22 protein-coding genes are annotated in these 26,106 nt (G+C 49.5%); 16 read left to right on the plus strand and 6 right to left on the minus strand.

Features of this window, described 5'->3' with window-relative positions; translation table 11 throughout:
* Positions 1-259: 259 nt before the first annotated feature.
* A complete protein-coding gene (locus ON064_RS00285; protein WP_274623114.1) occupies positions 260-3,019 on the plus strand; it encodes a M14 family metallopeptidase in 2,760 nt (919 codons plus the stop codon).
* 189 nt (positions 3,020-3,208) lie between these two features.
* The gene (locus ON064_RS00290) at positions 3,209-4,051 is read left to right on the plus strand and encodes an aldo/keto reductase (protein ID WP_274623115.1); all 843 of its coding nucleotides are present in this window, start codon (positions 3,209-3,211) and stop codon (positions 4,049-4,051) included.
* 144 nt (positions 4,052-4,195) lie between these two features.
* Here ON064_RS00290 and ON064_RS00295 read toward each other — a convergent pair whose 3' ends face one another.
* From ON064_RS00295 to ON064_RS00310, 4 genes are all read right to left on the minus strand, one after another.
* Positions 4,196-4,834 (minus strand): peptidoglycan-binding domain-containing protein, encoded by a 639-nt coding sequence (locus tag ON064_RS00295; protein WP_274623116.1) that lies wholly within the window; start codon positions 4,832-4,834, stop codon positions 4,196-4,198.
* A gap of 90 nt (positions 4,835-4,924) precedes the next feature.
* Positions 4,925-5,377 (minus strand): VOC family protein, encoded by a 453-nt coding sequence (locus tag ON064_RS00300; RefSeq protein WP_274623117.1) that lies wholly within the window; start codon positions 5,375-5,377, stop codon positions 4,925-4,927.
* A 144-nt stretch (positions 5,378-5,521) separates the two neighbouring features.
* Positions 5,522-6,670 carry an MFS transporter gene (locus tag ON064_RS00305; RefSeq protein ID WP_274623118.1) on the minus strand — a complete coding sequence of 383 codons (1,149 nt, stop codon included), beginning with the start codon at positions 6,668-6,670 and terminating at the stop codon, positions 5,522-5,524.
* A 147-nt stretch (positions 6,671-6,817) separates the two neighbouring features.
* Positions 6,818-7,336 carry a TetR/AcrR family transcriptional regulator gene (locus ON064_RS00310; RefSeq protein ID WP_121300415.1) on the minus strand — a complete coding sequence of 173 codons (519 nt, stop codon included), beginning with the start codon at positions 7,334-7,336 and terminating at the stop codon, positions 6,818-6,820.
* A 368-nt stretch (positions 7,337-7,704) separates the two neighbouring features.
* Between ON064_RS00310 and ON064_RS00315 the strand changes: the two genes are divergently transcribed.
* Positions 7,705-8,382 carry a metallophosphoesterase family protein gene (locus ON064_RS00315; protein WP_274623119.1) on the plus strand — a complete coding sequence of 226 codons (678 nt, stop codon included), beginning with the start codon at positions 7,705-7,707 and terminating at the stop codon, positions 8,380-8,382.
* Between the two features lie 91 nt (positions 8,383-8,473).
* Here ON064_RS00315 and ON064_RS00320 read toward each other — a convergent pair whose 3' ends face one another.
* Entirely contained in the window at positions 8,474-9,283 is an 810-nt protein-coding gene (locus ON064_RS00320; protein WP_274623120.1) for a CPBP family intramembrane glutamic endopeptidase, read from the minus strand.
* A gap of 200 nt (positions 9,284-9,483) precedes the next feature.
* Between ON064_RS00320 and ON064_RS00325 the strand changes: the two genes are divergently transcribed.
* From ON064_RS00325 to ON064_RS00340, 4 genes are all read left to right on the plus strand, one after another.
* Complete coding sequence (locus ON064_RS00325) at positions 9,484-10,194, plus strand: beta propeller repeat protein (protein ID WP_274623121.1); 711 nt, start codon at positions 9,484-9,486, stop codon at positions 10,192-10,194.
* Positions 10,187-11,053, plus strand: a complete 867-nt coding sequence (locus ON064_RS00330) for a hypothetical protein (protein ID WP_274623122.1) — start codon at positions 10,187-10,189, stop codon at positions 11,051-11,053. The genes ON064_RS00325 and ON064_RS00330 overlap by 8 nt, the downstream gene beginning before the upstream one ends.
* Positions 11,054-11,182: 129 nt before the next feature.
* On the plus strand, positions 11,183-11,698 hold the full coding sequence (locus tag ON064_RS00335) for a YfiT family bacillithiol transferase (protein WP_274623123.1): 516 nt from the start codon (positions 11,183-11,185) through the stop codon (positions 11,696-11,698).
* Positions 11,699-11,852: 154 nt separating this feature from the next.
* Positions 11,853-12,110, plus strand: a complete 258-nt coding sequence (locus tag ON064_RS00340) for a toxin-antitoxin system YwqK family antitoxin (RefSeq protein ID WP_274623124.1) — start codon at positions 11,853-11,855, stop codon at positions 12,108-12,110.
* 130 nt (positions 12,111-12,240) lie between these two features.
* Here the strand turns inward: ON064_RS00340 and ON064_RS00345 are convergent, their stop codons facing one another.
* The gene (locus ON064_RS00345) at positions 12,241-13,290 is read right to left on the minus strand and encodes an aromatic acid exporter family protein (protein WP_274623138.1); all 1,050 of its coding nucleotides are present in this window, start codon (positions 13,288-13,290) and stop codon (positions 12,241-12,243) included.
* Positions 13,291-13,576: 286 nt separating this feature from the next.
* Between ON064_RS00345 and ON064_RS00350 the strand changes: the two genes are divergently transcribed.
* From ON064_RS00350 to ON064_RS00390, 9 genes are all read left to right on the plus strand, one after another.
* Positions 13,577-15,847 (plus strand): excinuclease ABC subunit UvrA, encoded by a 2,271-nt coding sequence (locus ON064_RS00350; protein ID WP_274623125.1) that lies wholly within the window; start codon positions 13,577-13,579, stop codon positions 15,845-15,847.
* A gap of 339 nt (positions 15,848-16,186) precedes the next feature.
* Positions 16,187-16,999 (plus strand): TspO/MBR family protein, encoded by an 813-nt coding sequence (locus ON064_RS00355; protein ID WP_274623126.1) that lies wholly within the window; start codon positions 16,187-16,189, stop codon positions 16,997-16,999.
* Between the two features lie 108 nt (positions 17,000-17,107).
* The gene (locus ON064_RS00360) at positions 17,108-17,776 is read left to right on the plus strand and encodes a type 1 glutamine amidotransferase domain-containing protein (protein ID WP_274623127.1); all 669 of its coding nucleotides are present in this window, start codon (positions 17,108-17,110) and stop codon (positions 17,774-17,776) included.
* Between the two features lie 392 nt (positions 17,777-18,168).
* Positions 18,169-19,008 (plus strand): MIP/aquaporin family protein, encoded by an 840-nt coding sequence (locus ON064_RS00365; protein ID WP_274623128.1) that lies wholly within the window; start codon positions 18,169-18,171, stop codon positions 19,006-19,008.
* A gap of 36 nt (positions 19,009-19,044) precedes the next feature.
* Positions 19,045-20,541 carry a glycerol kinase GlpK gene (glpK, locus tag ON064_RS00370; RefSeq protein ID WP_274623129.1) on the plus strand — a complete coding sequence of 499 codons (1,497 nt, stop codon included), beginning with the start codon at positions 19,045-19,047 and terminating at the stop codon, positions 20,539-20,541.
* Positions 20,542-20,683: 142 nt separating this feature from the next.
* Entirely contained in the window at positions 20,684-22,354 is a 1,671-nt protein-coding gene (locus ON064_RS00375) for a glycerol-3-phosphate dehydrogenase/oxidase (RefSeq protein WP_274623130.1), read from the plus strand.
* A 353-nt stretch (positions 22,355-22,707) separates the two neighbouring features.
* Positions 22,708-23,991: a GntP family permease gene (locus ON064_RS00380; RefSeq protein WP_274623131.1), complete on the plus strand. Its 1,284-nt coding sequence runs from the start codon at positions 22,708-22,710 to the stop codon at positions 23,989-23,991.
* A gap of 40 nt (positions 23,992-24,031) precedes the next feature.
* The gene (locus ON064_RS00385; RefSeq protein WP_274623132.1) at positions 24,032-24,808 is read left to right on the plus strand and encodes a 3-hydroxybutyrate dehydrogenase; all 777 of its coding nucleotides are present in this window, start codon (positions 24,032-24,034) and stop codon (positions 24,806-24,808) included.
* 220 nt (positions 24,809-25,028) lie between these two features.
* Positions 25,029-26,015: a macro domain-containing protein gene (locus ON064_RS00390; RefSeq protein WP_274623133.1), complete on the plus strand. Its 987-nt coding sequence runs from the start codon at positions 25,029-25,031 to the stop codon at positions 26,013-26,015.
* The last annotated feature ends 91 nt before the right edge of the window (positions 26,016-26,106 follow it).

Here is a 26,106-nt window from a genome sequence, read left to right on the forward strand (position 1 = left end):
TTGTACATGAATTCCTAATTTTGCATAAAGTTTTGGTTCGTGTCCCTGTGCGCGACACAATTCTCCAGGTGAAAACCTTGTTGTGGGAGGGTTTGTATGTGGCGACGTCCCTGTGCACCACACAATTAATAGATGTTGCAATAACTGGAATAAAGTCCTATTTTTAAGAATTAATCCATTTACCTACTTCGGAATACGAAATATTCTGTTATATTAAGAGCTGGTAATAAAAATTTCAAGGTGAAGGGATGTTATGTGGATGAAGAAAGTTTTTGCAGGATGGCTCTCGGTAGTGCTGGTATTGTCAGCGTTTGTGCCGACAATGGCCGCAAATGAAACGGGGGCCAGTGCGACTGAACAAGCGACTGCGCTTGAAGTGAGCCGTTCGGTCTTTTCATTGACCGAAGCGCGCACTGTCGAAATGTCGGCTGATTTAGGCGAAGGGGTCAATTTGGAAGATGTCGAGTTCCAATTTGGCGGAAAGCCATTGTCTGAATGGCAGCAATGGACAGAAGGCCAAAACTACAATGGCGACCCGTTCATCACGGTCGTTGAAGAGCCTTCTTTTGTGGAAGGCACGAACAAAATCACCGCAGTGCTGGAATTCGGTTTGCTGTACGGGACGGATGATTTGTCCAACCGGACGATCCGCACTCAATACCAGCAATTTATCGGCGATTATGAATTGGCGCTGATTGATGCGGCAAGCGGCGACAAAGCGGCAGCGACTGTCGAATTGAACGTCTACGATGAGTTTAAGTTTTACGATGAATTAAAACCGGCGATCGATGAGATTTTCGAAGCCGCTGAAGAAGATGTGGACAACGATCGCTACCTCGAGTATCAGACCGTCGGCAAAACGGCGGAAGGGCGTGATATTCATTTCGTCATTTTGGCACGAGATGAGGCAGCGGTCGATCAGTATTTGAATGAAACTTTGCCGACTGCACTCCAAGACCCGGAAAGTTTAATTGAAAAACTTGAGAACGATACGATGGGCGATTACCAAGTGCCGATCTGGTTCAATAATATCCACCCGGACGAAGTGGAAGGCGTGGATGTACAAGTTGAGCTATTGGAGAAATTCGCTTTGGAAGACGAAGTGAAATTCATGAATACAGACGGCGAGACGGAATTCGAAGAGAACTTGAATGTGGACGAAGTTTTGGACGATGCGATTTTCCTTTATATGTTCACGAGCAACCCGGATGGCAGAGCGGCCAACACGCGCGCGAACGCCGAGGGCTTTGACTTAAACCGTGACAATGCGTACCAGACGCAAGTGGAAACGCAGCAAGTGAATGAAGTGCTGTCGAAATGGACGCCGTTATCATTTGTGGATTTCCACGGCTATGTGGATGGGTTCTTGATCGAACCGGCAACACCGCCACATAACCCGAACTTTGAATACGATTTATTGATCGACAATATGATGGAACAAGCCAATGCAATGGGGCAGGCGGGCATTGCCAATTCCGAGCTGACGTCTTATTTCATTGCCAAAGACGGCTATGGTTCCGGTTGGGATGATATGACGCCGGCATACACGGCGATTTACGCGATGCTCCACGGTGCACTCGGCCATACAATCGAAGTGCCGACATTGAGCCAAGACGGCTATAATGCTTTGGTTGGCAGCGGCCTTGGTGCGGCGAATTATGTGCATGACAATAAAGACCAATTGTATAAAGAGCAATTGGAGATTTTCAAGCGCGGCGTGGACGGGGAAGATAACCGTGCCGTCGATGAATATTATGTCAATGCGGCAGGTGAAGTAATCGGCCGCAACCGCGGAGATAATGAAAACTTCTTCCCGGATTATTACGTGATTCCGACAGATGACAAGAACCAGAAGAATGCGTTGGAAGCTCACAACATGGCGGATTATTTGATTCGCAACGGCGTGGAAGTCGAGAAGACCGTGAAACCTGTCGAGGTGGACGGTGTGACCTATCCGAAAGGCACATTCATCGTGCCGATGGACCAGGCGAAGCGCGGCTTGGCGAATGCCATGCTCTATGAAGGCGACGATGTATCTGATTGGGATGCGATGTATGACCCGATCGTCGTCAACTTCTCCGATTTGAGAGGCTTTGATCTGGAAGAAGTTCGTACGGAAGGTTCGTTCGATGGAAAAACTCAAGAACTTGAAGAAGCGGTTGTTCCGACAAGCACGGTAAAAGGAAATCCGCCGAAACAGATTCTCGAGAATTCTACGAACGATGCGATCCGTGTCGTTAACGCACTGCTTGCTGACGGCAAAACAGTGGAAGTGCTGACGGAAAGCAAAGGCAAAGCGGAAGCTGGTGATTTCGTCGTCGCGACGAACGACCTTCGCCCGTATGCCGATGATTATTATTTTGAAACACAAGTGTTTGGCAACGGCAAAAATGCCGAAACCGAAGTGCTAGAGCAGCCGAGTGTTGCGGCAACCGGTTCTGCACAGCTGAACTTCTCGTTGCGCCAGCTTGGCTTTGAATTGACGGACGCTGCAGCAGCGGATGTCATCGTCAGCGATGGCGGTTCATTCAACGCAGCACAAGTGACCGGCAAAACTTTTGTCGGGATCGGTGCACCTGCACTTAACGCTGTGAGTAAGAGCGGCTTGCTTCCAGGCTTTGCGTACACGAGCACCGGAAGCAGACACGAAGGACTCGTGAAAGCAGACGTCGCGGAGCATCCGTTGACTGCCGGATACGAGCAGCAAGAAAATCTCTACGTCACGACCGGCTCGTGGATTTCAAGCGTTCCTGAAGGCGCAGAAGTGCTCGCAAGCTTCCAAGACAGCGACGATTTCTACCTCGCCGGCTGGTGGCCTGGATATGAACAAGCACAAGACCAAACGATGGCCATCACGGCTGAGCAGGGAGAGACGACGTTTAACTTATTTGCCAACTCTCTCGCATTCCGCGCCCATACCGAGCACAGCTACCGTTTCATTGCGAATTCGATTTATGATGCGGTGAGCGTTGAAGCGGAAGTGGTGGAGAAGGGGAAAGGAAAAGGGAAGAAACAGTAGTTGGTGTCCCTGTGTTAGAAACAATTCTGTGGGTGAAAACCTTGAAATAGAGGCGTGGTAGAGATCCGCTCCATTCGACAATGGAGCGGATCTCTTTTTATTCGCCAGAGAAATTTCGGAAGCCGAATGATTTGAATTCATGAAGGTGTAAGAGTAATCTGAAAATAGAATTGAGAGGAGTGGAAGTAAATGGTGAAAGCAATTCCAGAAGTGACATTAAATGACGGCACGACTTTGCCGGTGACAGGGCTCGGTACATACGGACTGTGGGGCAATGCCGGAGCGAACGCCGTCAGCAGCGGCATCAATGCAGGATACCGTTTGATCGACACGGCGTATAATTACGAAAACGAAGGCGCGGTCGGCGAAGGCATTCGGCGCAGCGGCATTCCCCGCGACGAGCTGTGGGTGACTTCCAAGCTGCCTGGGCGCTACCACACTTACGAAAAAGCCTTGGTGGCGATTCAGGAATCGCTATTCCGCGCGCAATTGGATTATTTCGATCTGTATTTGATTCACTGGCCTTTGCCAAATCAAGATACGTACGTAGAAGCGTGGCAAGCTTTGATTGACGCACAGAAATGGGGGCTCGTCCGCTCGATCGGTGTCAGCAATTTCCTGCCTGAGCATTTGGATCGCATCATCAAAGAAACTGGAGTGACGCCAAGTGTGAACCAAGTAGAATTACATCCGTTTTTCAACCAGGCACATCAGCGAAAAGTGCACACGGACCTCAATATCCAAACGCAGTCGTGGAGCCCAATCGCCAGAGCGAAGGATATCCTGTCGAATGACACCATCAGCCAAATTGCCAAAGCCCATCATAAAACCATCGCGCAAGTCGTATTGCGCTGGCAATACCAAATCGGCTCGGTGTCGATTCCGCGCTCCACCTCGCCCGAGCGCCAACGCGAAAACCTGGCCATTTTCGACTTTGAATTAAGCGACAGTGAAATGACGGCGATTTCGGATTTGTCCCGCCCGGATGGCCGACTGTTTGATATGGATCCGGCGACGCATGAGGAGTTTTAATGGAAAGCTAAGTAGCTTAAGCCATTTGAAAATGATTTGTGCTGAACTTCATTCTAAAATTCAGGTTCTGCAACAAACTAGAAGACCCGCCAATCCGTTTAGGAATCGGCGGGTCTTCTGGTCTTTGTTTACTTTTTAAGAAAATTAATGTTCCCCGTACAACGCCATCCACGTATTCACCCCGACAATACCATCAATTTTCAATCCCTTATCCGCTTGGTATTGCCGAACGTTCCGATTGGTCTCGGGTCCGAAGATGCCATCGACTTCCGTTTTCAACCCGTAGTCATTCAACATCCATTGCAGCAATTCCACTTCGATGCGCTGGCTGCCTTGGCGCAAGGTGTACTGGTGCTCCGGTGCGATCGCCATTAAATTCTTCAGCCTGGCGGGCAGTTGGGTGTCATCCGAAGGCTGTTGATGTTCGGCGTAAATGGCGACCCAGGTATACATGCCGACAATGCCGTCGACGACGAGGCCTTTATCCTGTTGGTATTGCCGGACGTTCCGATTGGTCTTCGGCCCGAAGATGCCATCGACTTCCGTCTTCAATCCGTAATCGTTCAATGTCCATTGGAGGAGTTTCACTTCGATGCGTTTGCTGCCTTGGCGCAGCGTGAATTGATGCTCCGGGGCGATGTCCATCAGGTTCTCGAGGTTTTCGGGCAATTGGTCATCTGTTGTGGCAGATCCATGGCTTGTAGCAGCAACTGAATCAAAGGGCAGGGAAAATGCAGCGAATAACCCAAATGCCAGCAATAGTGGAAGCCAAATTTTCTTCATGCCGGTTTCCTCCCAAGTGTTTAATTGCTTCATGTATACCCACTTTTTTGAAAAAACAGCGAATTTCCGAATCTAATCACGGTCAAATATTTATTCATTCCCGAGCGGTTCCGCAAGGCCGACAAGAATCCCTTCAGGTCCGCGAATATAGCATAGCCGATACGCGTCTTGGAATTGCACCACTTCGCCGACGAGCTTGGCGCCGTGTGTCGTGAGTCTGGCGACTATGTCGTTGATATTTTTGACTGCGAACATGACGCGTAAATACCCGAGTGAATTGACCGGGGCTGTCCGGTGATCGCTGGTAACAGCCGGTGTGAGAAAGCGCGACAATTCGATCCGGCTGTGGCCGTCCGGTGTCACCATCATGGCGATTTCGACTTGTTGGTCGCCAAGCCCCGTGACGCGTCCCGCCCATTCACCTTCGACCATGCCTCGGCCTTCGAGTTGCAGGCCGATTTCTTCGAAGAATGCGATGGCGTCATCCAGCGATTCTATGACGATGCCGACGTTGTCCATGCGGAGTAATTGATTGTTTTCCATGAGATTGCCTCCTTTCTGATGAATAGTGATGGTACGTATCCATTCTCTTTAAAGCGGTGGATTCCTTCCAACTAAAAAACGGAAATGATGCTTCATTCATCGGTACGAATTGTGTGAGAATTGTGTGGTGCACAGGGACAGGGCTTACGGCTGTGCAGCGGTTCCTTGTGTCGAAACTGGCTGGGCATTTGTTTTAATGAAGATAAACAGCAGGCCAATCACCGCGAATGACAGAAAGGCGATCGGGTAGGACATGCCGTCGATTAAGACGCCCGCCGCGATCGAGCCGAGCGATTGCCCGACGCCGAGCGAGAAGAACGACAAGCTCACGCCGACAGAAGGCGTATCCGGGAAATGGCGTGTGCCCCAGACGATGAATAAGCCGGTCATGAAAATGAACGAGATGCCGAACAGGACCGCGGACAAGTAGATGGCGGCAGCGTGCGGAATCACCAGTGTGACGAGAGACGCAGTCGCCACCAACACGCCCAGGCGGTAAGACCAGCCGAGCCCGAGGCGTTGAATGATGGTCCCGGCGATGCCGCCGATGATGCCGGCGGCGCCCATGACGATCCAAAATACCATGCTTTCCGGTACCGAGAAATCATGCACTTCGGTCAGGTAGCTTCGTGAAAAGGTCCAGTAAATGGAGGAACTGAAGCCGATGCCGATTGCCGCGAGAATCATGAAGCGCGCTTGGCCGAGCAGGATGAGTTTGAACTGGCTGCCGGTGGATTGTTCCGGTTCTTCTTCCGGACGATCGATCGCGCGTGCATTCCACCACAGCGTCAAGAACGCCAGGATCGCAAACAGCACATAACCCCAGCGCCACTGTTCGGCAAATGCTAGTGCGACAGGACCACTCGCAACAACTCCGACGCTCGTGCCGGTATTGATCCACGTATTGCCTCTATCACGCTCGCGGCTCTCAAGCGATTGCGCGACGACTTGGCTGAAGGCGGGCGATACCCAACCGCTGCCGAGCCCTGCGATAAACGCACTGATGGCGAGCGTATAGAAACCTGGCGACAAAGCCATTCCGAGCATGCCGATAAAGGCAGAAGCGCCGGAATACAACACGACGTGACGGGCGCTCATTTTATGGATGAAGATAGCCGCTGTCACCAAGGCCAGTGTATAGGCGGCATACGCCACCGAGCCGATCAACCCCGACTGGCTTTCAGATAAATTTAAGGCGCTGCTGATTTCCGGCAAGAACAAGCCGAAACTGTATCTGGCGAACGCATAGGTAACGCCGATCATGGCGATGCCAGGTAAAACGATTTTCCACATGATAATTCACTCCTTTTATTAGATAGAACGGTCACTACATTTTCGAATTAAAAAAATAAAACGATTTTCTGGGATATTCTCAACTCCTTTTTATAGATAGAACGGTCACTATATTTCTGGGGTAAAAAAAGTAAGCGATCCGCTTACTTATAACTGTTGCACCAAAGTCATCAAGGCATCTTCGACTTCATCCAATGGAGAAAATTCGGCCAAGGAAACGGCTCCTTCAAAGAGCAAGGACAAGCGAGTCGCTTCGGAAGGCGTGAGCCCGTTCGATAGGAACAATTGTTTTGTTTCTTCTTTATGGTTCGTCACCAGCTGGACAATCGGGTGATTGGGCTCGCTGACGAATTCTTCTTTCGCCCGCAAAAACATGCAGCCATTGGAAGCTGTATCCTTTAGCCAATTCAAATGGCCAATCGCCAGCCGTTGTGCGACGGATCCGCTTGCTTGTTGCTTACCTTGTTCTAAATAATCCATATAGACTTGCGATCTGCGGGTCAAGATCTCCAAGATCAGTTCGTCTTTGGAATTAAAATGATTGTACAGCGTCATCAGCGCCACGTCGGCTTCCTGAACAATCGCTTTCAAGCCAATGGCATGAAAGCCGTGTTGGTAAAACAGTTGTTCTGCAGCTACCAGTAAATCTTCTTTCTTCGTGCTCATGGTCTCCATCCTCCAGTGACTTAGATATAACGGTCACTCTAAAATTAACAGCTATAGACGACAGGTGCAAATGAAAAGCTTGTTGTCCCTGTGTCAGGAACAATTTGAGAGCCGGGATCCTTATACCAAAGGCGATGTAGAGTTTCAGTGTCCCTGTGTCAGACACAATTAAGCGAAAACCGTTCAAGCTGAAAGAAGGGGAAGGGTTATGCTGTTTACGCGAAGGGTAAAGAATTGGATGAAGATGGTAAGTGTGAAATGAAGAACGTTTTGGCAGGAGTTTGATTGCCAATAGGGAAGTACGCATATACCAGGCAATGTGCTAAATGACAGTTGTTTTGGAAAACGGGAAGCAGGAGGTGCACACGATGAAACGGATCTTAGCCATCAGCGATATTCACGGAGAGCTGGACTTGTTCAATAAGTTGCTGGAGAAAGTGGAGTATGACGCATCGAATGACCAGCTGATTTTACTCGGTGATTATGTGGACCGCGGCTCGGATTCCAAAGGCGTGCTGGAGCGGGTCGTCGAGTTGAAGCAACAAGGCGCGATTGTGCTGCGCGGCAATCACGACCAAATGATGCTGGAAGCAGCGAGGGGGGAAACCGGCGCAGCGGGAAACTGGGTGCGCAACGGGGCGCTTTCCACTTTGCAAAGTTACGATTCTTCCATAAAAGGCATGAAGCTTCCGGCGATGGAGCTGTTTTGGGAGCATATCGAGTTTTTGAAAGAGACGAAGTTTTACTACGAAGCAGATGGCTACTTATTCGTGCATGCAGGCGTTCAGCCGGGCGTTGCGATTGAAGAGACAGATCCGTATTTATTGATGTGGATCCGCGATGAATTTCATCGAGGCTATAGAGGCGATAAGAAAGTCGTCTTCGGCCACACGCCGACATTTAAGCTGAGAGGATCGGATGATACGAGCGTTTATTTTGGCGACAACCGCATCATCGGCATCGATGGGGGCGCGGTGTATGGCGGGCAGTTGAATTGTTTGGAGCTGCCGGGTGAGCAGGTTTATTTTGTGAGGAAAGAAGTTTGATCGCAATGAGGTATGTCCTGCGCTTTTCATAGCCAGGGCATTTTTTGATTCATCAATAAAATGTGTGGGCCTGTTCCTGAAGATTGTTGATTTACCGAATAGCTGATTTTTCGCCTTTCAAGCCACGTGCCAGCCAGCCAATCATAAGCAGCAATAACACTGTGCTCGCAATCAAAGCAACGAGGTTCGGTGCGGCTTTTGTGTACAGGTCGTTAACGCTCGTCACCGTCAGCCAGTCCATAAACGAGGTGTCGGCGAAGGCTTGGTAGACAGCGAGTGTATTGTTAGCGCTGTGAAGCAAAATCGGCGCCAGCAAATTGCCGGTTTTGACATATAGGAGAGATGCGATGACCGCGAACAGGAAAGCGCCAAAAAAATTGAGGTGGAAGACAGCAAAGATTAGGCTCGTGATGCCGATGCCTTTCCATAAGCCAAATACGTCCATCAGCTGATTCAAGAGAACGCCGCGGAAGACGAATTCCTCCGCGATTGGCGCGATGATGGCGACAATGAAAGCGGTCGCCGCTATATACCAGAACACATCCGGGAGCGGTTGCGGCGTGAGGAAGAGGTTGACCAGGGCGGGAGCGATGGCCATAAGCCCGCGCAATAACAGCCAATAGATGCTCGTGGAGAAAATCATGATCAGCAAACTGAGCCCGGCAATCGGCAACAGCCAGCGGGCGATCCCTTGGACAAAGACGACTTGGCGCAGTGTCACGCCGCGCTTTTTGAAGTAATGGCTGCAGATCCATACGGGCAGGACGATATAGAACACGAGCAGCATAATGATGCTGTTGAGGAACGGATTGCCGGCAATTTGCAGCAAAAAAGAAATCGAGACGATGGATGCGACTGTCATCAAACCGAGAACAAACCGTGGCTTCTTTTCCCCGACCATCCTCATCGCCGCCTTTCATTAAAGTGCAGAACGAATCGTATTTTGCTCTTATAGTAGCACGATTTTGCATTGCAGCAGAAAGAAATGGAACTTCTGGAATCGCAGAACTTCTTTTGAATAAAATAGAGAATAACGCTTAGGCGTTTGCTGCTCTGGAAGCGTGTTAAAATGGAATTACTACTTTTTGGAAAGGGAATGCTATGAAAGTTTTGAAAATCAGTTTAGTCGGCTTGTTGGCGCTCGTGTTGAGTTACGGGGCTTTCAAAGTGAGCACGGACACCATCGCCAGCATCAATTCAGAGTACGTGGCAAAGAGCCCTGCGGTTGCCGAAGCACCGCCGCTCCCGGAAGTGACGCCGGATGTCGATAAAATTATGTCGCACCCGGTGCCAGGAACAAAGGAAGCGGTTTTGCCAGTCGACACGGAACAAGATTACGTGATTTATGAAACGGAACTTTTCGTCACGGTGAATGAAGGCGAGAGCTGGATTCCAGTGCCGGACGACCATGAATTGGGATACGCGCGCATCAGCGATTATCTCGATGATATTTCACGGAGCAATATGTACATATCGCCCGGTAACATTGCCATTGTTTACGGAGGGCGCGGGCCGGAAAACATCAGCATCTTGAGAACCGATAGCCGGGGGCAAGGATGGAGCGTCGGCAGCATTTCGCGAACCGCCACGCAAGACCTTGAAACTGGCTACGAAGAAATGCACATTGATTTCATTGATAGCGGGCAAAACGGTTATTTGGCAGCGGTTCGGGACGGCGAGAGCGGTGAGGCGGAAACACTTATTTTCCGGAGCGTGAATGCCGGTGTGACATGGGATCCGATTTCTTCGGAGGATGCACTTTACGAAGAAATCATGGCGCATTTTGATTTGCGGGGGATGCGAAATGAATAGAAAAAAGATGCTCGTAATTTCATTGCTTGCCGCGGGGATGATACTGGCGATTTTTCAAGCCTTGCTTATCGGGATTGCCGAACCGAGAGGGTACTGGCTTATTCATGAATGGCAGTTTTATTTGATTAACTACGGCATTATCGGTTTCCTATTGAGCGGGGCCGCTTGGCTATTTTCGAACGCTTATGTGAAATGGGGATTCGCGCTGATCGCGATCGGTTTGTTTACGGCGAATACGACGTTCTTCTATTACATGGGCGATGCGAATGTGCTGATCGCGGAATCGGAAAATGGCGAGCATGAATTGATTTTGAAAGAATACCCGAAAATGAAGAAAGAGACGGCCCGGTTGGAACGGAAAGGCCTATTATTCGGTCGGGAAGTGGGTGTGCTAGAAGGCAGTTCGACATATAAAGTGCTGGAAGATGAAGGCTATAAACTCCACTGGACCGCCGAAGATATTGCAGCTTTGACGTATAAAACGAGCGATTACGGCACCATCGACCATCAAATTTATAATTTCAGAAGCAGCGATTACGTCAGCTATCAAAATGTCGCAGTGAGCCTGATCGGCAAATGGATAGAGCCAGGCAATCCGCAGAACTATTTCATGTCGGACAATAATGAATTGGTGTTTGCAAATGATGGTGAACTTTATTATTACAACATCCGAAACACCGAACAATTCGGCATCTACACGCTTGTGGTGAGAGGGGATCCAAGCAAACCGACCTTGACGATCACCTTGGAGCCGGGGACGGAATTTGGCGAGGATGGGTTGATTCAAGAAGGCGGCAGCATCACGATTACACCGGTGGAATTAGGAGCGACGGAAAGCGTGGAATATTATAAGGAATGATGGAGAGCAGGTGGTGATTTTGCCGCAAGTTCGCGTATACCCAAGGCATGTTTACAAATGGAATCTCCATTGATATATTGAGCGTGAAGAGAGCGTTTTCTAAATGCGCTTGGAAAAGGGGTTAGACAAATGGATGTGCAATTTCCGATTGGGCAAATGCAAGTTCCGGAACAAGTAACGAATGAAGAAGTCAAAAAATGGCTTAACGAAATCAATAGCTACACGACGCGTCTTCGCGAGGTGGTGGACTCCTTGAGCGATGAGGAGTTGGCTAAGACTTACAGGGAAGGCAGCTGGACGGTGCGTCAGCTCGTGCATCATATTGCGGATTCGCAATTGTCTTTGTATCAACGCCTGAAACTGGCGCTGACGGAATACCAACCGACCGTGTCTGAGTTTGACCAGGACAAATGGGCGTATCTGCCGGACAACCGATTGCCGGTGGAAAGTTCCATCCGGATGTTAGAAGGATTGAACGAACGGATCGTGGCACTCGGGAATTATGTGACGGGCACTCAATTGGACCGCGTCTTCATCCACGAAACAGACGGCGAAGTTCGCGTTGCGGAAAATTTGGCGAAACTGTCGTGGCATGAAGAGCATCATTTGGCGCATATCCGGATTGCGCTGGGGATGGAGCTTTAGTTTTCCGCTTTTCTTAGTTGTCCCTGTGCATCACACAGTTCTAAGGGCGAGATTGTTGAACTAGCAGGGTTTCGGATGCCGGATGTCCCTGTGCGCCACACAATTCAATCAGCCGGAAGGAGTTGGAGCCATCATGGACGAGGAAAAATGTGATGTGGTGAAACCAAACGGTGTGAAGGAAAAGAAGCTTGAAGTGATTGATGGTTATACGATCAAGTACCATGCCAACGGGAAAACGATATGGTCCAAAGGCAAGATCGTTGATGGGGAGCCAGAGGGCTACTGGGAATGGTACCGAGCCGACGGAACCTTAAAACGCTCAGGCCATTTTGAACAAGGTGAACCGGTAGGCGAGTGGATCACTTACGACAGCAAGGGCGAGACGTATAAAGTGACGAATCGGGATAAGTAATGTCCCTGTGCAACACACAATTTCTGCAGTCAAAACCTTGCTGCAGTAAGATTTGCGTGTAGGGACGTCCCTGTGCGTGACACAATTCAACCGAAAAGGCCGTGCTAGAAACTGAAGGCCTTTTTTGGCTCTATGATTTTTCTGCTTGCTGCACAGCCTTTACGCTATTCGGGTCGAAAAATTTATCGACCAAATCATAAATGGTAACAAGTTCATAGAGGATCCGGAATTCCGGGGGGAACAATGTGGGGTGCGGGGCGTCATTTGACGGCACTTGTTTGCTGTTTTCCCAGAACAGGTCGGTGATGCTTTTTAATTGATCCTGATGCTTGTCGTGATTGTAATCGATGGAATGCTGCAAATCGTCGGCAAGCGCCGACACGGCATCCATAATGGTTTCCCGCTCGGCTTGTGTCCACCGGATATCTTGCACGGGGACGCGAAGCAATGCATTCAAATGGTACTCGAAATTGTCGAGAAACAGCAATTGCCTCTCCGCCATCTGAAGTTCGGCTTCCCGGTTGCGGACCCACGGATACAAACTGGCTTCATCCCGTTGGTAATGAATCAATTGTTCGGTCTTGCGGATTTCCGTCGTTAGTTGCTTAACGATTTTCCTATCTTCCTGCAAGCCTGCATCCCGGTCGAAGAGGATTGTGCGGATCGTGTGCTCGAGCATGCCCCCGGCCCGACCGCTGATACTGTGGATGCTTTTTAGGATGGCGGTGCTGTAGTTTGGCGGGAACACAAGCATATTGACGGCGGTCGAGACGACCAGGCCGATTGTTGTCGTCCCTAAACGGATGAAGAACGAGAACAGGAAATTGTCATGGATAACTTCCACCATCGCGACAGAGGTTAACGTCGCCACCAGCAAGCCGGCATGGAGATTGAGCCTGAAACACACCAGGATCGTGGCGACCGCGGCAAGTGTATATGTAATCGGGGAATTCCCGAATAAGGTGATAAAGAACACGGCAAAGGCTGAACCAATAGCCGAAGCAGGAAATCGGACTAGCCCTTTCTTAATCGAATCGCTGACGGTCGGCTCGATAGTCACGATAGCCGTGATGACTGCAAAGACTGGTGGCCAGTTGAACCAAAGGCAAATAGTGGCCGTCAAAAATATCGCTATGCCGGTTTTTACGATTCGACTGCCGGCGAATTGAAAAGATCGCATCATGTCTAGCCACTGTCTCCTTTGCGTAGAATGTCTGTATTTTCAGTATATCATCCGTGTCGAGGGGAAAGGCCTTGTGTCCCTGTGCGCGACACAATTCGGAGGATCAGATCCTTGGTGTAACAGCATTTCGGTGGAAGAAGCGTCTTTTTCTATACTCTGATAAATTGTGCGGGAATTGTGTGGTGCACAGGGACAAACTGGTTGTGTGAACCACCCCGAAATAGGGAACGTTTCTATATAGTAGTGTAATCCACTGATCGGATTGGAAAAGGAGAATGTTAACATGTCAGATAAACGAGATGAAATCATATTGCGAGGGCTTCGCGAAAACAATTTGAAAAATATCGATTTGAATATCCCGAAAGAAAAGATCAATGTGTTTACCGGCTTGTCGGGTTCCGGCAAGAGTTCGGTCGTGTTCGATACCTTGGCGACGGAAAGCAGAAGGCAGATGACCTTGAACTATCCGCTGTACATCCGGCACCAGATGCCGAGATACGAGCGGCCGCATGCCGACTTGATGCAGCATTTAAGCCCGGTAGTGGTCGTGGAACAAAAGCCAGTCAGGGGCAATTCGCGCTCGACGGTCGGCACATATATGGATATCGATCCGTTGATCCGGCTATTGTTCTCGAGAATCGGCAGTCCGCCGATCGGCTCGGCGACTGAATTTTCGAGTGAAAGTTCGTTCGGCAACTGTCCGGAATGCAATGGCTTCGGAGAAGTCGTTACGCCGGATATCCACAAGCTGATCGATCACACGAAATCGATCCGGGAGTCCGCGGTGCGCTTCAAGCCGCTTGCGCCTCCTGGTTGGCAAGGCAGATGGATGAGGGATGGCGGATTGTTCGATCCCGATCTTCCCATCAAAGATTTCACGGAAGAAAAATACAATCTGCTCGTATACGGGCCGCCGGAAGGAGAACGTGCATTTAGCACTTATTATTACAAAGAAGGCGATCGCGAAATCGAGTGGGACGGCTTGCTTCCGAGGTTTATTCGCCTGTACATCAACCGGGACCTGACGAAACTGAAAATCGTCTCCCAGGAAGACGTCTTGGCGCTGACGACGCGTACCCCGTGCCCGGTTTGTGAAGGTTCGGGATTGAATCCGAGAGTGCTGGAGTGCAAAATCAACGGCTTGAACATCGCCAATTATGCCCGTTTGGAATTAACGGAACTGCTTGGTGAACTGGAGAAAATCGACGACCCGATCGGCAAGTCGATTGCCCAGCAGGCGCATCCGAGCGTGAAACAGCTGGTCGGTTTGGGGCTCGGATATTTGAGCCTGTCACGTAAAATGGGCACTTTGTCCGGCGGGGAAGCGCAACGCGTGAAAATCGCGCGCCACCTCGGCAGCAGCCTGAACAACATTACTTATATTTTTGATGAGCCGAGCGCCGGGTTGCATCCGGAGGAAATCAATATGTTGACGCATATGCTAGAAAGTATACGGGACAACTACAATACCGTCGTCGTTATCGAACATAATCTGGCGGTCATCAAGACAGCGGATGAAATCATCGAAATGGGGCCGGGCGCAGGCAGGAGCGGCGGTGAAGTGGTGTATCAAGGCGGGCAGGAAGGCTTGAAGAAAGCTTCCGCTCTCACGGATTTGGACCACACCGTAACGGTGAATGAACAGCCGAGAACAGCTGGAAAAACGTTTTCGATCAAACATGCTTCCGATAATAATTTGAAAAATGTCAGCGTGGAAATTCCGCAGAATGCCCTCGTCTCGGTGTGTGGCGTTTCCGGTTCCGGAAAAAGCTCATTGATGTTCGGCGCATTTACCGGCAATTATCCTGAAACGATTGCGGTCGGCCAAGGTAGCATCGGCACGTCCAGCCGTTCAACGCTTGCGACCTATATGGGCATCATGAGCGACATCCGGTCGATCCTGGCAAAACAAACCGGACAGCCGGCGGGCTTGTTCAGCTTTAATTCATTGGGCGCCTGCCCGGTATGTGAAGGCAAAGGCATCACCACGCCGAATGTCGCATTTGCAGATCCCGTGACCGTTACGTGCGAAGCGTGCCGAGGCACACGCTATTCAGATGAAGCTTTGTCGTATCGTTACAAGGGAAAAAACATTGTGGAAATTCTGGAGTTGACAATCGACGAAACGAACGAGTATTTGGAAATGCCGAAAATCGTCAAAAAAGTGGACACGTTAAACGATGTCGGCTTGGGCTATCTGACACTTGGGCAAACGACGGGTTCCTTGAGCGGGGGCGAAGTGCAGCGTTTGAAGCTCGCGAGCCACCTGAAAAAAGAAGGGCAGATCTATTTATTGGACGAACCGTCACTCGGTTTGCATACGCGAGACAATGCCCATCTGTTGGAGGTCTTCCAAAGACTGGTCGACAAAGGCAATTCGGTCATCCTCATCGAGCACAACCTGAACTTGATCGCAGCGAGCGACTGGGTCATCGAAATGGGCCCGAGCGGCGGCAAAAAAGGCGGCGAAGTGCTGTTTGAAGGCACGCCGCAAGAGATGCTCGAAGCGGATACATTGACGGCGAAATGGCTGAGAGACGGTGTGAAGGGATAGAGCGGCAGCGTGGAAGCGCTCTGTCCCTGTGCATGACACAATTCGGAAAGCAGAAACCTTGATGCAGCGGCATTTCGGTGTGCAATCGTCCCTGTGCGCCACACAATTCTCGGGCTCAGAGAGCTAGTGCTGATTCTCGCTTTGTCCCTGTGCATGACACAATTCGGGAAGCAAAAACCTGGATGCAGCGGCATTTCGATGTGGAAACGCCCCTGTGCATGACACAATTCACCCGATTCATTCCGGGAAACCGTTTTGCTGACTGGCGAAAACGGGAAGGTAGAAAGAAAGCGGCTCATATTGCCAGTGACTATTATCTTTCGGGAGGATGAAACCATCATGGATGAACGCACATTGAAGAAAACCCAACTGTTCGCGATACTGAATTTGGTCGCTTATTTTGTGACACTTGGCGTCAATTACTTGGGTTCGTCGGGGTTCTTTAACGGCAACACGCAAAAAGATATTTCGGACAAATACATGACGCTTATTTCGCCGGCGCCGTTTACGTTTTCGATTTGGGGCGTCATCTATACGCTCGTGCTAGTAACGCTCGTGTATTTGTTCATCAAACGAAAAGATCCGAAAGTCAGCCGGTTGACGCTGTTGATCTCGCCTCTATTCATCGCGAGTTCGCTGCTCAATATGGGCTGGATCGTCGTATTTTCTTATGAATGGCTGGGCGTTTCGACGATATTGATTGCAGGCTTGTTGTTTTCCTTGCTGTTCATTGTGGAAAGAATCTACAAAAACCGTTCTGAGTTTCCGTCGCTGCTGCCGGGTCTTGCGTTCACGTTGTACGGCGCGTGGGTATTTATCGCGACGATTGTCAACATTTCGCTGTCCTTGGTGCAATGGGAGTGGGACGGCTTCGGCATTTCCGATTCTGTCTGGACGCTCATCGTCTTGGGCGTTGCCGTCGTATTTGTCCTGTTTTACTTGTCGCGGTTCAAAAACGCGGCGTTTCCGATTCCAATTGCCTGGGCGTTCTTCGGGATCTATAGTGCCTATATGAGCGGGACGCTCGACCCAGAGATGGCGGCTGTTATTCAAGGAGCTTTGCTAGCGGGCATCGTCATTTTCTTGATTGCCGTGGTGTGGACATTCTTCAAAAACGGGAAATCCCTTTTCCCGAAACATAAGACGATTTAGGAAATGGAGCTCCTGTAATAAAAAAATGCGGGAATTGTAAGTTTGTTTAAATCCGAAAACATTCGGGAACAACTAGTGACAGAATGATTTTCAGAGGAGGAACTATTAATGGCTAAAGTATTAGCAGTGCTATCAAGTGGACATAAAGATACGGAAAATAATTACGAAACCGGCTGGTGGGCAGAAGAACTATTCGCACCGATGGAAATTTTGAAGAACGCAGGACATCAAGTGGAGCTCGCTTCACCAAAAGGCGGCAAACCGACGCTTGACGAAGTCAGCATCAGTGAAGAGTATGACCCGGAAGGCAAATACAAAGAAATGTACGAATCCGGCCTTGCGGACAACACGAAAAAATTGTCGGACGTGAACGCGAAAGAATATGACGCGATTTTCATCGTCGGCGGCCACGGAGCGATGTACGACCTCGCGGAAGACGAAACGCTTCACGGGATCATCAACGCTGTATATGACAACGGCAAGATCGTGTCGGCTGTATGCCACGGCCCAGCACCATTGATCTGGACGAAACGCCCAGACGGCCAAAGCATCATCGCCGGACTGAACGTCACTGGATATCCGGAAGCGGTTGAACCGGAAGGACTTCCAGAAATCCTGCCATTCAGCTTAGAGGGCAAGATGAGCGAAGTTGCCGATTACACTGCTGACGAAAAAGTGGTGTGGGGCAACGAGCAAGTATTGACGGGCCGCGACCCGTTTGCTTCTGAAGCATTAGCTGAGGAATTGGTCAAAGCATTGGATAAGAAAAACAACTAAATGATGGTTGGCGACACCGCCATCTCCATAAGCAGGGCTTTGCAGCGTTTTCGTGCAAAGCCCTGTTTTTTTTATTCAAATGAGGAAACTCATGTGCCAGCTTTCATGCAATCTTTTCTCAGCGCAAGATGAGCGACAGCAAAGTTATTTGAAGCAAGTAGATGAAAATATTTCGGAGGCTGAGCAGGAATATTTAAACAAAAATTCAGAAAATATATTGACAGCGCTTTCTTTTAAGTATACCTTATAGATAACAAGTTAAGAGTTGTGTTGGAGACCTGGAGATTCGCACATTAATGAGTACTTCTATCAAGGAGAACTTTCATTAATTGCGGATTTTTTTATGGACATTTATACAGCTCTTGCTTTAAAAGGAAGGGAAGTGTTAAGCGATGTCAGAGTTTTTAGCAGAAGTGGTCGGGACCATGATCCTGATTATTTTCGGCGGTGGTGTAGTGGCAGGAGTGGTCTTGAAAGATTCCAAGGCGGAAGGCAGCGGGTGGATCGTCATTACGATTGCCTGGGGGCTCGCCGTTACGATGGCGGTCTATGCAGTGGGCAGTTTTTCAGGAGCCCATATCAATCCGGCGGTGACTTTTGGATTGGCGTCTGTTGGAGAGTTTCCATGGTCGAAAGTGCCAATGTATATTCTAGCTCAAATGATCGGCGCGATCATTGGTGCGGGAATCGTCTTTTTGAATTACTTGCCCCATTGGAAGATTACTGAAGACGAAGGAGCGAAATTGGCGGTATTCTCCACGGGTCCCGCTGTCCGAAGCCCGTTTTCGAATTTGGTCAGTGAGATCATCGGTACCGCGGTTTTGGTGATGGGCTTGCTATTCATCGGCGCCAATGAATTTACAGATGGCTTGAATCCATTGATTGTCGGAGCTTTGATCATTGCAATCGGGATGTCACTCGGCGGCACTACAGGCTATGCCATCAATCCGGCTCGAGATCTTGGCCCCCGCATTGCACACGCTTTGCTTCCTATTCCTGGAAAAGGCAGTTCGGACTGGAGCTATGCCTGGGTGCCAGTCGTCGGGCCGATTTTCGGCGGTATTTATGGAGCGGTTTTCTATAAGGCTCTTTTCACAAGTAATTACAGCCTGTTGTTCTGGGGCTTGAGCATAGTAATGGCCGTTATCTTGATCGGGGCAGCAAGCGCCGAATTGAAAAAAGGCCGTACTGTAGCGAACGAAATTGAAGACACGTTAGTCGATGACAAATAACCATTGATCAAAACACCATTCGAGGAGGAATAATTGATGACTAAAGATTACATTATGGCGATTGACCAAGGAACAACGAGTTCACGGGCGGTATTGTTTAACCACAAAGGAGAAATCGTAGGAACTGGCCAGCAGGAGTTTGAACAGTTTTTCCCGAAACCGGGCTGGGTAGAGCATGACGCGAATGAAATCTGGACATCAGTTTTAGCTTGTATGGCAGGAGCCTTGCGAAAAGCGGATGTAGAAGCAAGCCAAGTAGCAGGCATCGGCATCACTAACCAGCGCGAAACGGCTGTCGTGTGGGACCGCAACACTGGAAAACCAATCTACAAAGCGATCGTCTGGCAATCCAGACAAACTGCGGATATTTGCGGCGAGTTGAAAGCACAAGGGCATGAAGAGCTGTTCCGCAAGAAAACGGGCTTGTTGATTGACGCTTATTTCTCAGGTACGAAAGTTAAATGGATTTTGGATAATGTCGAAGGCGCACGAGAGAAAGCGGAAAATGGCGATTTAATGTTCGGCACGATCGATACGTGGCTCGTTTATAAATTATCTGGCGGCGCTGCGCACATTACTGATTACAGCAATGCATCCCGTACGCTTATGTATAATATTTACGATTTGGAATGGGACCAGGAATTGCTGGATATTTTGACGGTGCCGAAAAGCATGCTGCCGGAAGTCCGCCAATCGTCTGAAGTCTATGCCAATACAATCAATTACCATTTCTTCGGCCATGAAGTGCCGATCGCCGGTATCGCCGGTGACCAGCAAGCTGCTTTATTCGGGCAAGCCTGCTTCGAAAAAGGGATGGCCAAAAATACGTACGGAACGGGCTGTTTCATGTTGATGAACACAGGGGAAGAAGGCGTCGTTTCCGAGCACGGCTTATTGACTACATTGGCGTGGGGCATTGACGGCAAAGTGGAATATGCGCTTGAAGGCAGTATTTTCGTGGCTGGTTCGGCGATTCAATGGCTGCGTGACGGTTTGAAGATCTTGGATACTTCACCCGAAAGTGAGCAATACGCTACATCTGTCGAATCGACAGACGGCGTTTACATGGTGCCGGCATTTGTCGGGCTCGGCACGCCTTACTGGGATACGGACGCTCGCGGCGCCATTTTCGGTTTGACGCGCGGCACGACACGGGCGCATCTCATCCGCGCGACACTTGAATCGCTCGCTTACCAGACGAAAGATGTCGTGAACGTCATGATAGAGGACGCGGGCATCGAACTGAAAACTTTGCGTGTAGATGGCGGAGCGGTAGCGAACGATTTCCTTGTGCAATTCCAGAGCGACATTTTGGACGTGCCAGTTGAACGTCCGGTCATCCAGGAAACGACAGCGCTCGGCGCAGCTTATCTCGCTGGATTAGCGGTTGGTTTCTGGGAAAGTAAGGAAGAAATCGCCAAGCAATGGAAAGTCGATAAAACCTTCACCAGCGATATGCCGGCCGAAAAAAGTGAGGAACTTTACAATGGGTGGAAAAAAGCGGTGGAAGCTACGAGAGTATTTAAAAACTAAAGGATAAACAACATTGTGCTAGTGCGATAGCCGCAGCAATCAAGGGACCGGGACCATCTGCAGATCATATTCTGAGATGTCTTCAGGTCCCTGTTTTTTTACCAATTGCCACTAGTTTTTGGAGTAAAGGAGTGGAATGGAAATGAAGTTTTCCGGTTATGATCGACAGGAAAGTTATCACCATTTGGAAAATCAGCACTGGGACCTGCTGGTGATTGGCGGGGGAATTACTGGAGCCGGCATTGCTTTGGATGCTTCGGCAAGAGGCTTTAAAACAGCGGTTATTGAAATGCAGGATTTCGCTGCGGGCACAAGCAGCCGGTCGACAAAACTCGTTCACGGCGGGCTGCGCTATTTGAAGCAATTCGAAGTGAAAATGGTCGCTGAAGTCGGCAAGGAACGGGAAATCGTCTATGAAAACGGCCCGCATGTCACGACGCCGGAATGGATGTTGTTGCCGTTTTATAAAGGCGGAACGTTTGGCCCGTTGAGCACGAATCTAGGCTTGCGGGTTTACGATTTTCTAGCCGGCGTGAAGAAAAACGAAAGACGAAAAATGCTGAGCCGTGAAGAAACCTTGCAACGCGAGCCTTTATTGAAGAAAGAAGGGTTGAAAGGCGGGGGTTATTACGTAGAATACAAAACGGATGATGCGCGACTGACAATAGAAGTCATGAAAAAAGCTGTCGAAAAGGGTGCACTTGCCCTAAACTATGCGAAAGTGACTGAGTTTATTTACGAGAACGAAAAGGTAGTCGGCGTCAAAGTGGAGGATTTGATTGCCCGCGGTGTTTCCAATGTTTATGCCAAGAAAATCATTAACGCCACGGGTCCATGGGTCGACACATTAAGGGAAAAAGACCAGTCGAAAGAAGGTAAAACACTGCAGCTGACGAAAGGGATCCATTTGGTATTCGATGGCAAACGGTTTCCTTTAAAACAAGCGATATATTTCGACATGCCGGACGGGCGTATGGCGTTTGCCATTCCGCGCGAAGGCAAAGTATATGTCGGCACGACCGATACGGTTTATAAAGCGGATATCGCACATCCGACGATGACTCGCTCTGACCGGGATTACGTTTTGCGCGCCATCGACTTCATGTTTCCGGAAGTGGGCATCGGGGTGCGTGATATCGAATCGAGTTGGGCGGGGTTGCGCCCGCTCATCCACGAAGAAGGAAAAGACCCTTCGGAAATTTCGAGGAAAGATGAGATTTTCATCTCGCATTCCGGGTTGATCTCGATTGCAGGCGGTAAGCTTACCGGTTACCGCAAAATGGGTGAAAACATCGTCGATAAAGTGGCAGAATTATTGGAGAAAGAACGAGGCATCCGGTTGCCGAAAGTCTCGACAAAGCAATTGCCGATTTCCGGAGGCGAAGTCGGAGGTTCCAAGCAATTCGCGAAATTCCAGGTAGACCGGGAACAACAGGCGATGAAACTCGGATTGAATGGCCCCACAGCCCGGATGCTGACGCGTCGTTATGGCGCCAATGTCGATCAAGTGTTGGCCATTTTTGCAACAAGCCGAGAACAAGCGGAACAAGCCGCTCTCGACCCGCTGGTTTATGCGATGCTCCGCTATGCGATGGAATATGAAGCAGCGTATAAGCCAGTCGATTTTTTTGTGCGCAGGACAGGTGCTTTGTATTTCAATATTCAGTGGGTCCACGTATATAAAGAAGCCGTCATTTCGTATATGGCGAAAGAATTTAGTTGGAGTGGCCAACAGGCAGCTGCCTATACGGAAGAATTGGAAAAGGCGTTGTACGAAGCGGTAACTCCGGTGGAAGAGGATCATCTAGGCTAATGACAATGCTTATAAATCTAATTCAACAGGACACTGGATATAGACAATAGTTTAAGCTCCAACGACATTCACACCCGCAGCAGCAAACTGCGGGTGTGTTTTTTATGTGGATGAATTGTTTGGGAATTGTGTGTAACACAGGGACAATATTATCTTGATAAAACTATTCCATTTTTGAATACATACTATTAATAATAATTATACGTTATATTAACAGGAAATAATCAAAATATCAAAATTATTTATCATTTACATTTTTGGATAATATCTATTTCAATATATCTTTATTCGTGTATAATGGGCATTGCTTCACTGCGGTGAAGGGCTAAAGATATAGAAAGAAGTGAGAACAGATGTTAAGTATATTGATCGGATTGATCTTATTGATTGCGCTTGCCTATTTGGGCTGGTCGATCATTTGGGTGGCCCCATTAGCAGCCGGCGTCGTAGCCTTGCTCAGCGGCCTCGATGTTTACAGCACTTATACAGAAACTTATATGAGCGGTTTGGTGAGTTTCGTCCAGAAATGGTTCCCAATCTTCCTCTTAGGGGCAGTGTTCGGGAAGTTGATGGAAGAGACCGGGGCGGCACGCGCCGTTGCCCAAAAGGTTACGCAGCTGATCGGTGGAAAGCGCGCTATTCTAGGCGTTTTGATCGCAGCGGCATTATTGACTTACGGGGGCGTCAGCTTGTTTGTTGTCGTCTTTGCGGTCTACCCGATTGCGCTTGAATTGTTCCGTGAGGCCAATGTGACGCGCAGATTGTTGGTGCCGACTTTCGCACTTGGGGCATTCACGTTCACGATGACGTCGATGCCAGGTACTCCACAGATTCAAAACCTGATTCCGATGGATACCTACAATACGACGCCAATGGCCGGGCCGGTCATTGGCATCGTCACCACGTTGATTATGGCGGTTGGTGGTTACGCCTGGTTGGCATACCGCGAGAAGCAATTGTCCGCAAAAGGCGAGGGCTTTGAGATACGCGAAAGAGCAGGGGCTTCGAAAGAGGAAGATGTTGCGACGCCGAACTGGATGTTGTCGCTCGTCCCACTTATCGTCGTTGTCGTGTTCTTGAACATCGTCAACCTCGAGCCGATTTATGCGTTGATGCTCGGGATCGTGGCGATCATGCTAATCAACCTAAAGCTTTACAAGAAGTTCGTCTCCTCAATTAACGAAGGCGCCAAAGGGTCGGTCATGGCAATCTTGAATACCAGTGCGGCTGTCGGTTTCGGTGCCGTCATTGCGATCGTTCCGGCATTCGACAACATCACTTCATGGTTGCTCAATGTGTCGGATAACCCATTGGTCGCCCAGTCATTGGCGATTCAAGTCATGGCGATGATCACGGGGTCTGCTTCAGGCGGCATGGGCATTGCGCTCAGCACCTTGGGGGATACCTTCTACAATTTATCTCAGACGACGGGCATCAACCCGGAAGTGTTCCACCGGATGGCTTCTGTCGCATCGGGCGCTTCGATTCTGCCCAATAACGGCGCATTGCTGACTTTATTGGCGGTAACAGGATTGACGCACCGCGAAACATACAAAGATGTCTTTGTTGTCGCATTGGTCATTCCGACCATTGCAGTCATCGTCGGCATCATCTTGGGCGGAATCGGATTAGTTTAAGAAGCATTCACAATAAAAAACAATAATGGAGGAATTTAATATGGTAGAACAAAAAGTCGTAATCATTACCGGCTCTGCACGCGGAATCGGATTTGAAATTGGAAAGCATTTCGCAGAAAGCGGAGCGAAAGTCGTGTTGTCGGATATCAATGATGAAGTGCTGCAAGAGTCTGCACAATCGCTGAGAAACGACGGGTTTGAAGCAATGGGCATCAAAGCGGATGTTACGAGTGAAAAAGACCTGGAAAACTTGGTGGCGGAAACGAAGAACACTTACGGCCGCATCGACATCGTTATCAACAATGCTGGATTGCAGCACGTATCGCCAATCGAAGAATTCCCGACAGAAAAATACGAATTGATGATCAAAATCATGTTGACGGCGCCATTCATTTTGACGAAGAACGTTTTCCCAGTCATGAAAGAGCAAGGGTTCGGCCGCATCATTAATATTTCATCTATCAACGGCTTGATCGGTTTTGCTGGCAAAGCTGCTTACAACAGCGCGAAGCATGGCGTCATCGGCTTGACGAAAGTAGCTGCTTTGGAAGGAGCAGAGCACGGCATTACGGTTAATGCCATTGCACCAGGCTATGTCGACACACCACTTGTCCGCGGACAAATGGCCGACTTGGCCAAAACACGCAATGTACCGCTTGAAAAAGTATTGGCAGAAGTCCTATTGCCGCTCGTCCCGCAAAAACGTTTGCTTGACGTAGCGGAAATCGCAGACTGCGCCTTGTACTTGGCAAGTGACAAAGCGAAAAGCATCACCGGCCAAACAATCGTCATCGATGGCGGTTACACAGCGCAATAAAGGTTTCTATAGAGAATGTGAACACCCCGCAGCTTTTAGCTGACGGGGTGTTTTTGCGTCGTCAAATTGTGTGGAACACAGGGACAAAAATCTACTGCCAAGCAAAAACCCCGCGCTGCATCTCGCTTCTCGGCGAATCTGATGCATGGAATTGTGTGGCGCACAGGGACACAACGGGTGGTAAAATGAAAAGAGACAAGAAACAGAAAGGGATGAGCCCATGCCACTGCAAATCGTGCGCAACGACATCACCAAAATGAACACCGAGGCAATCGTCAACGCCGCCAATTCGAGCTTGAAGATGGGCGGCGGTGTGTGCGGGGCGATTTTCCGGGCAGCGGGACCGAAGCAGCTGCAGGAAGCGTGCGATCGAATTGGTTATTGTGCGGTCGGCGAAGCGGTGCATACCGACGGCTTCGCGCTGGATGCAGAATACGTCATCCATACTGTCGGGCCGGTGTGGGAAGGCGGCGGACGAAACGAGGAAATGTTGCTGCGCAATTGCTACCGCAACTCACTGGCACTTGCTGCAGAGCTTGGCTGTGAGTCGATTGCGTTTCCGCTCATCTCGACAGGCATCTTCGGCTACCCGAAAGAACCGGCGTTGTGGGTGGCGACGGAAGAGATTGATGAATTTTTGAACGAGCACGATATGGATGTCTATCTAGTCGTCTTGGACAAGCAGTCATTCGGCATCAGCCAGAAGCTTTACGAATCGATTGAAGCGTTCATCGATGAACAGGAAGCGGCGATTTTGGAAGAACGAGTTGGTCGTTATCAAGACCGGCGGGAAATGGAAATACCGATGTCTGCATCAATCGAAATAGTGGAGCAGCAATTGAGCCTAGAAGAGTTTTTGGAAGAGGTGGACGAATCCTTCTCACAGCGGCTGCTCAGGTTTATCGATGACAGCGGCATGCCCGATGCCGAGACTTATAAAAAAGCGAATCTAGACAAGAAGCTGTTTTCCAAAATCAGAAATTTTCCAGGCTACACACCGAAGAAAAAGACCATCCTGGCGTTTGCGATTGCGCTCGAACTGGATCTCGATGAGACAGAAGAATTGCTCGGGACAGCCGGCTACCGCCTGTCAAACAGCCACAAATTCGACTTGATTGTCCGCTATTTCATCGAGCGGGAACAATACAATATTTTTGAAATCAATGAAGCCTTGTTTGCATTTGACGAAGCGCTTCTTGGTTCGTAAAAGGTCGCTTTCGAAGCGACCTTTTTTAGTCTGTCGAAAAACTTCAGAAAGTCGTATTTTCCGAAGCTTATCGCTCGCTTTCCGTGGGCTC

The sequence above is a fragment of the Planococcus sp. A6 genome, assembly GCF_028823615.1.
Taxonomy (GTDB): Bacteria; Bacillota; Bacilli; order Bacillales_A; family Planococcaceae; genus Planococcus.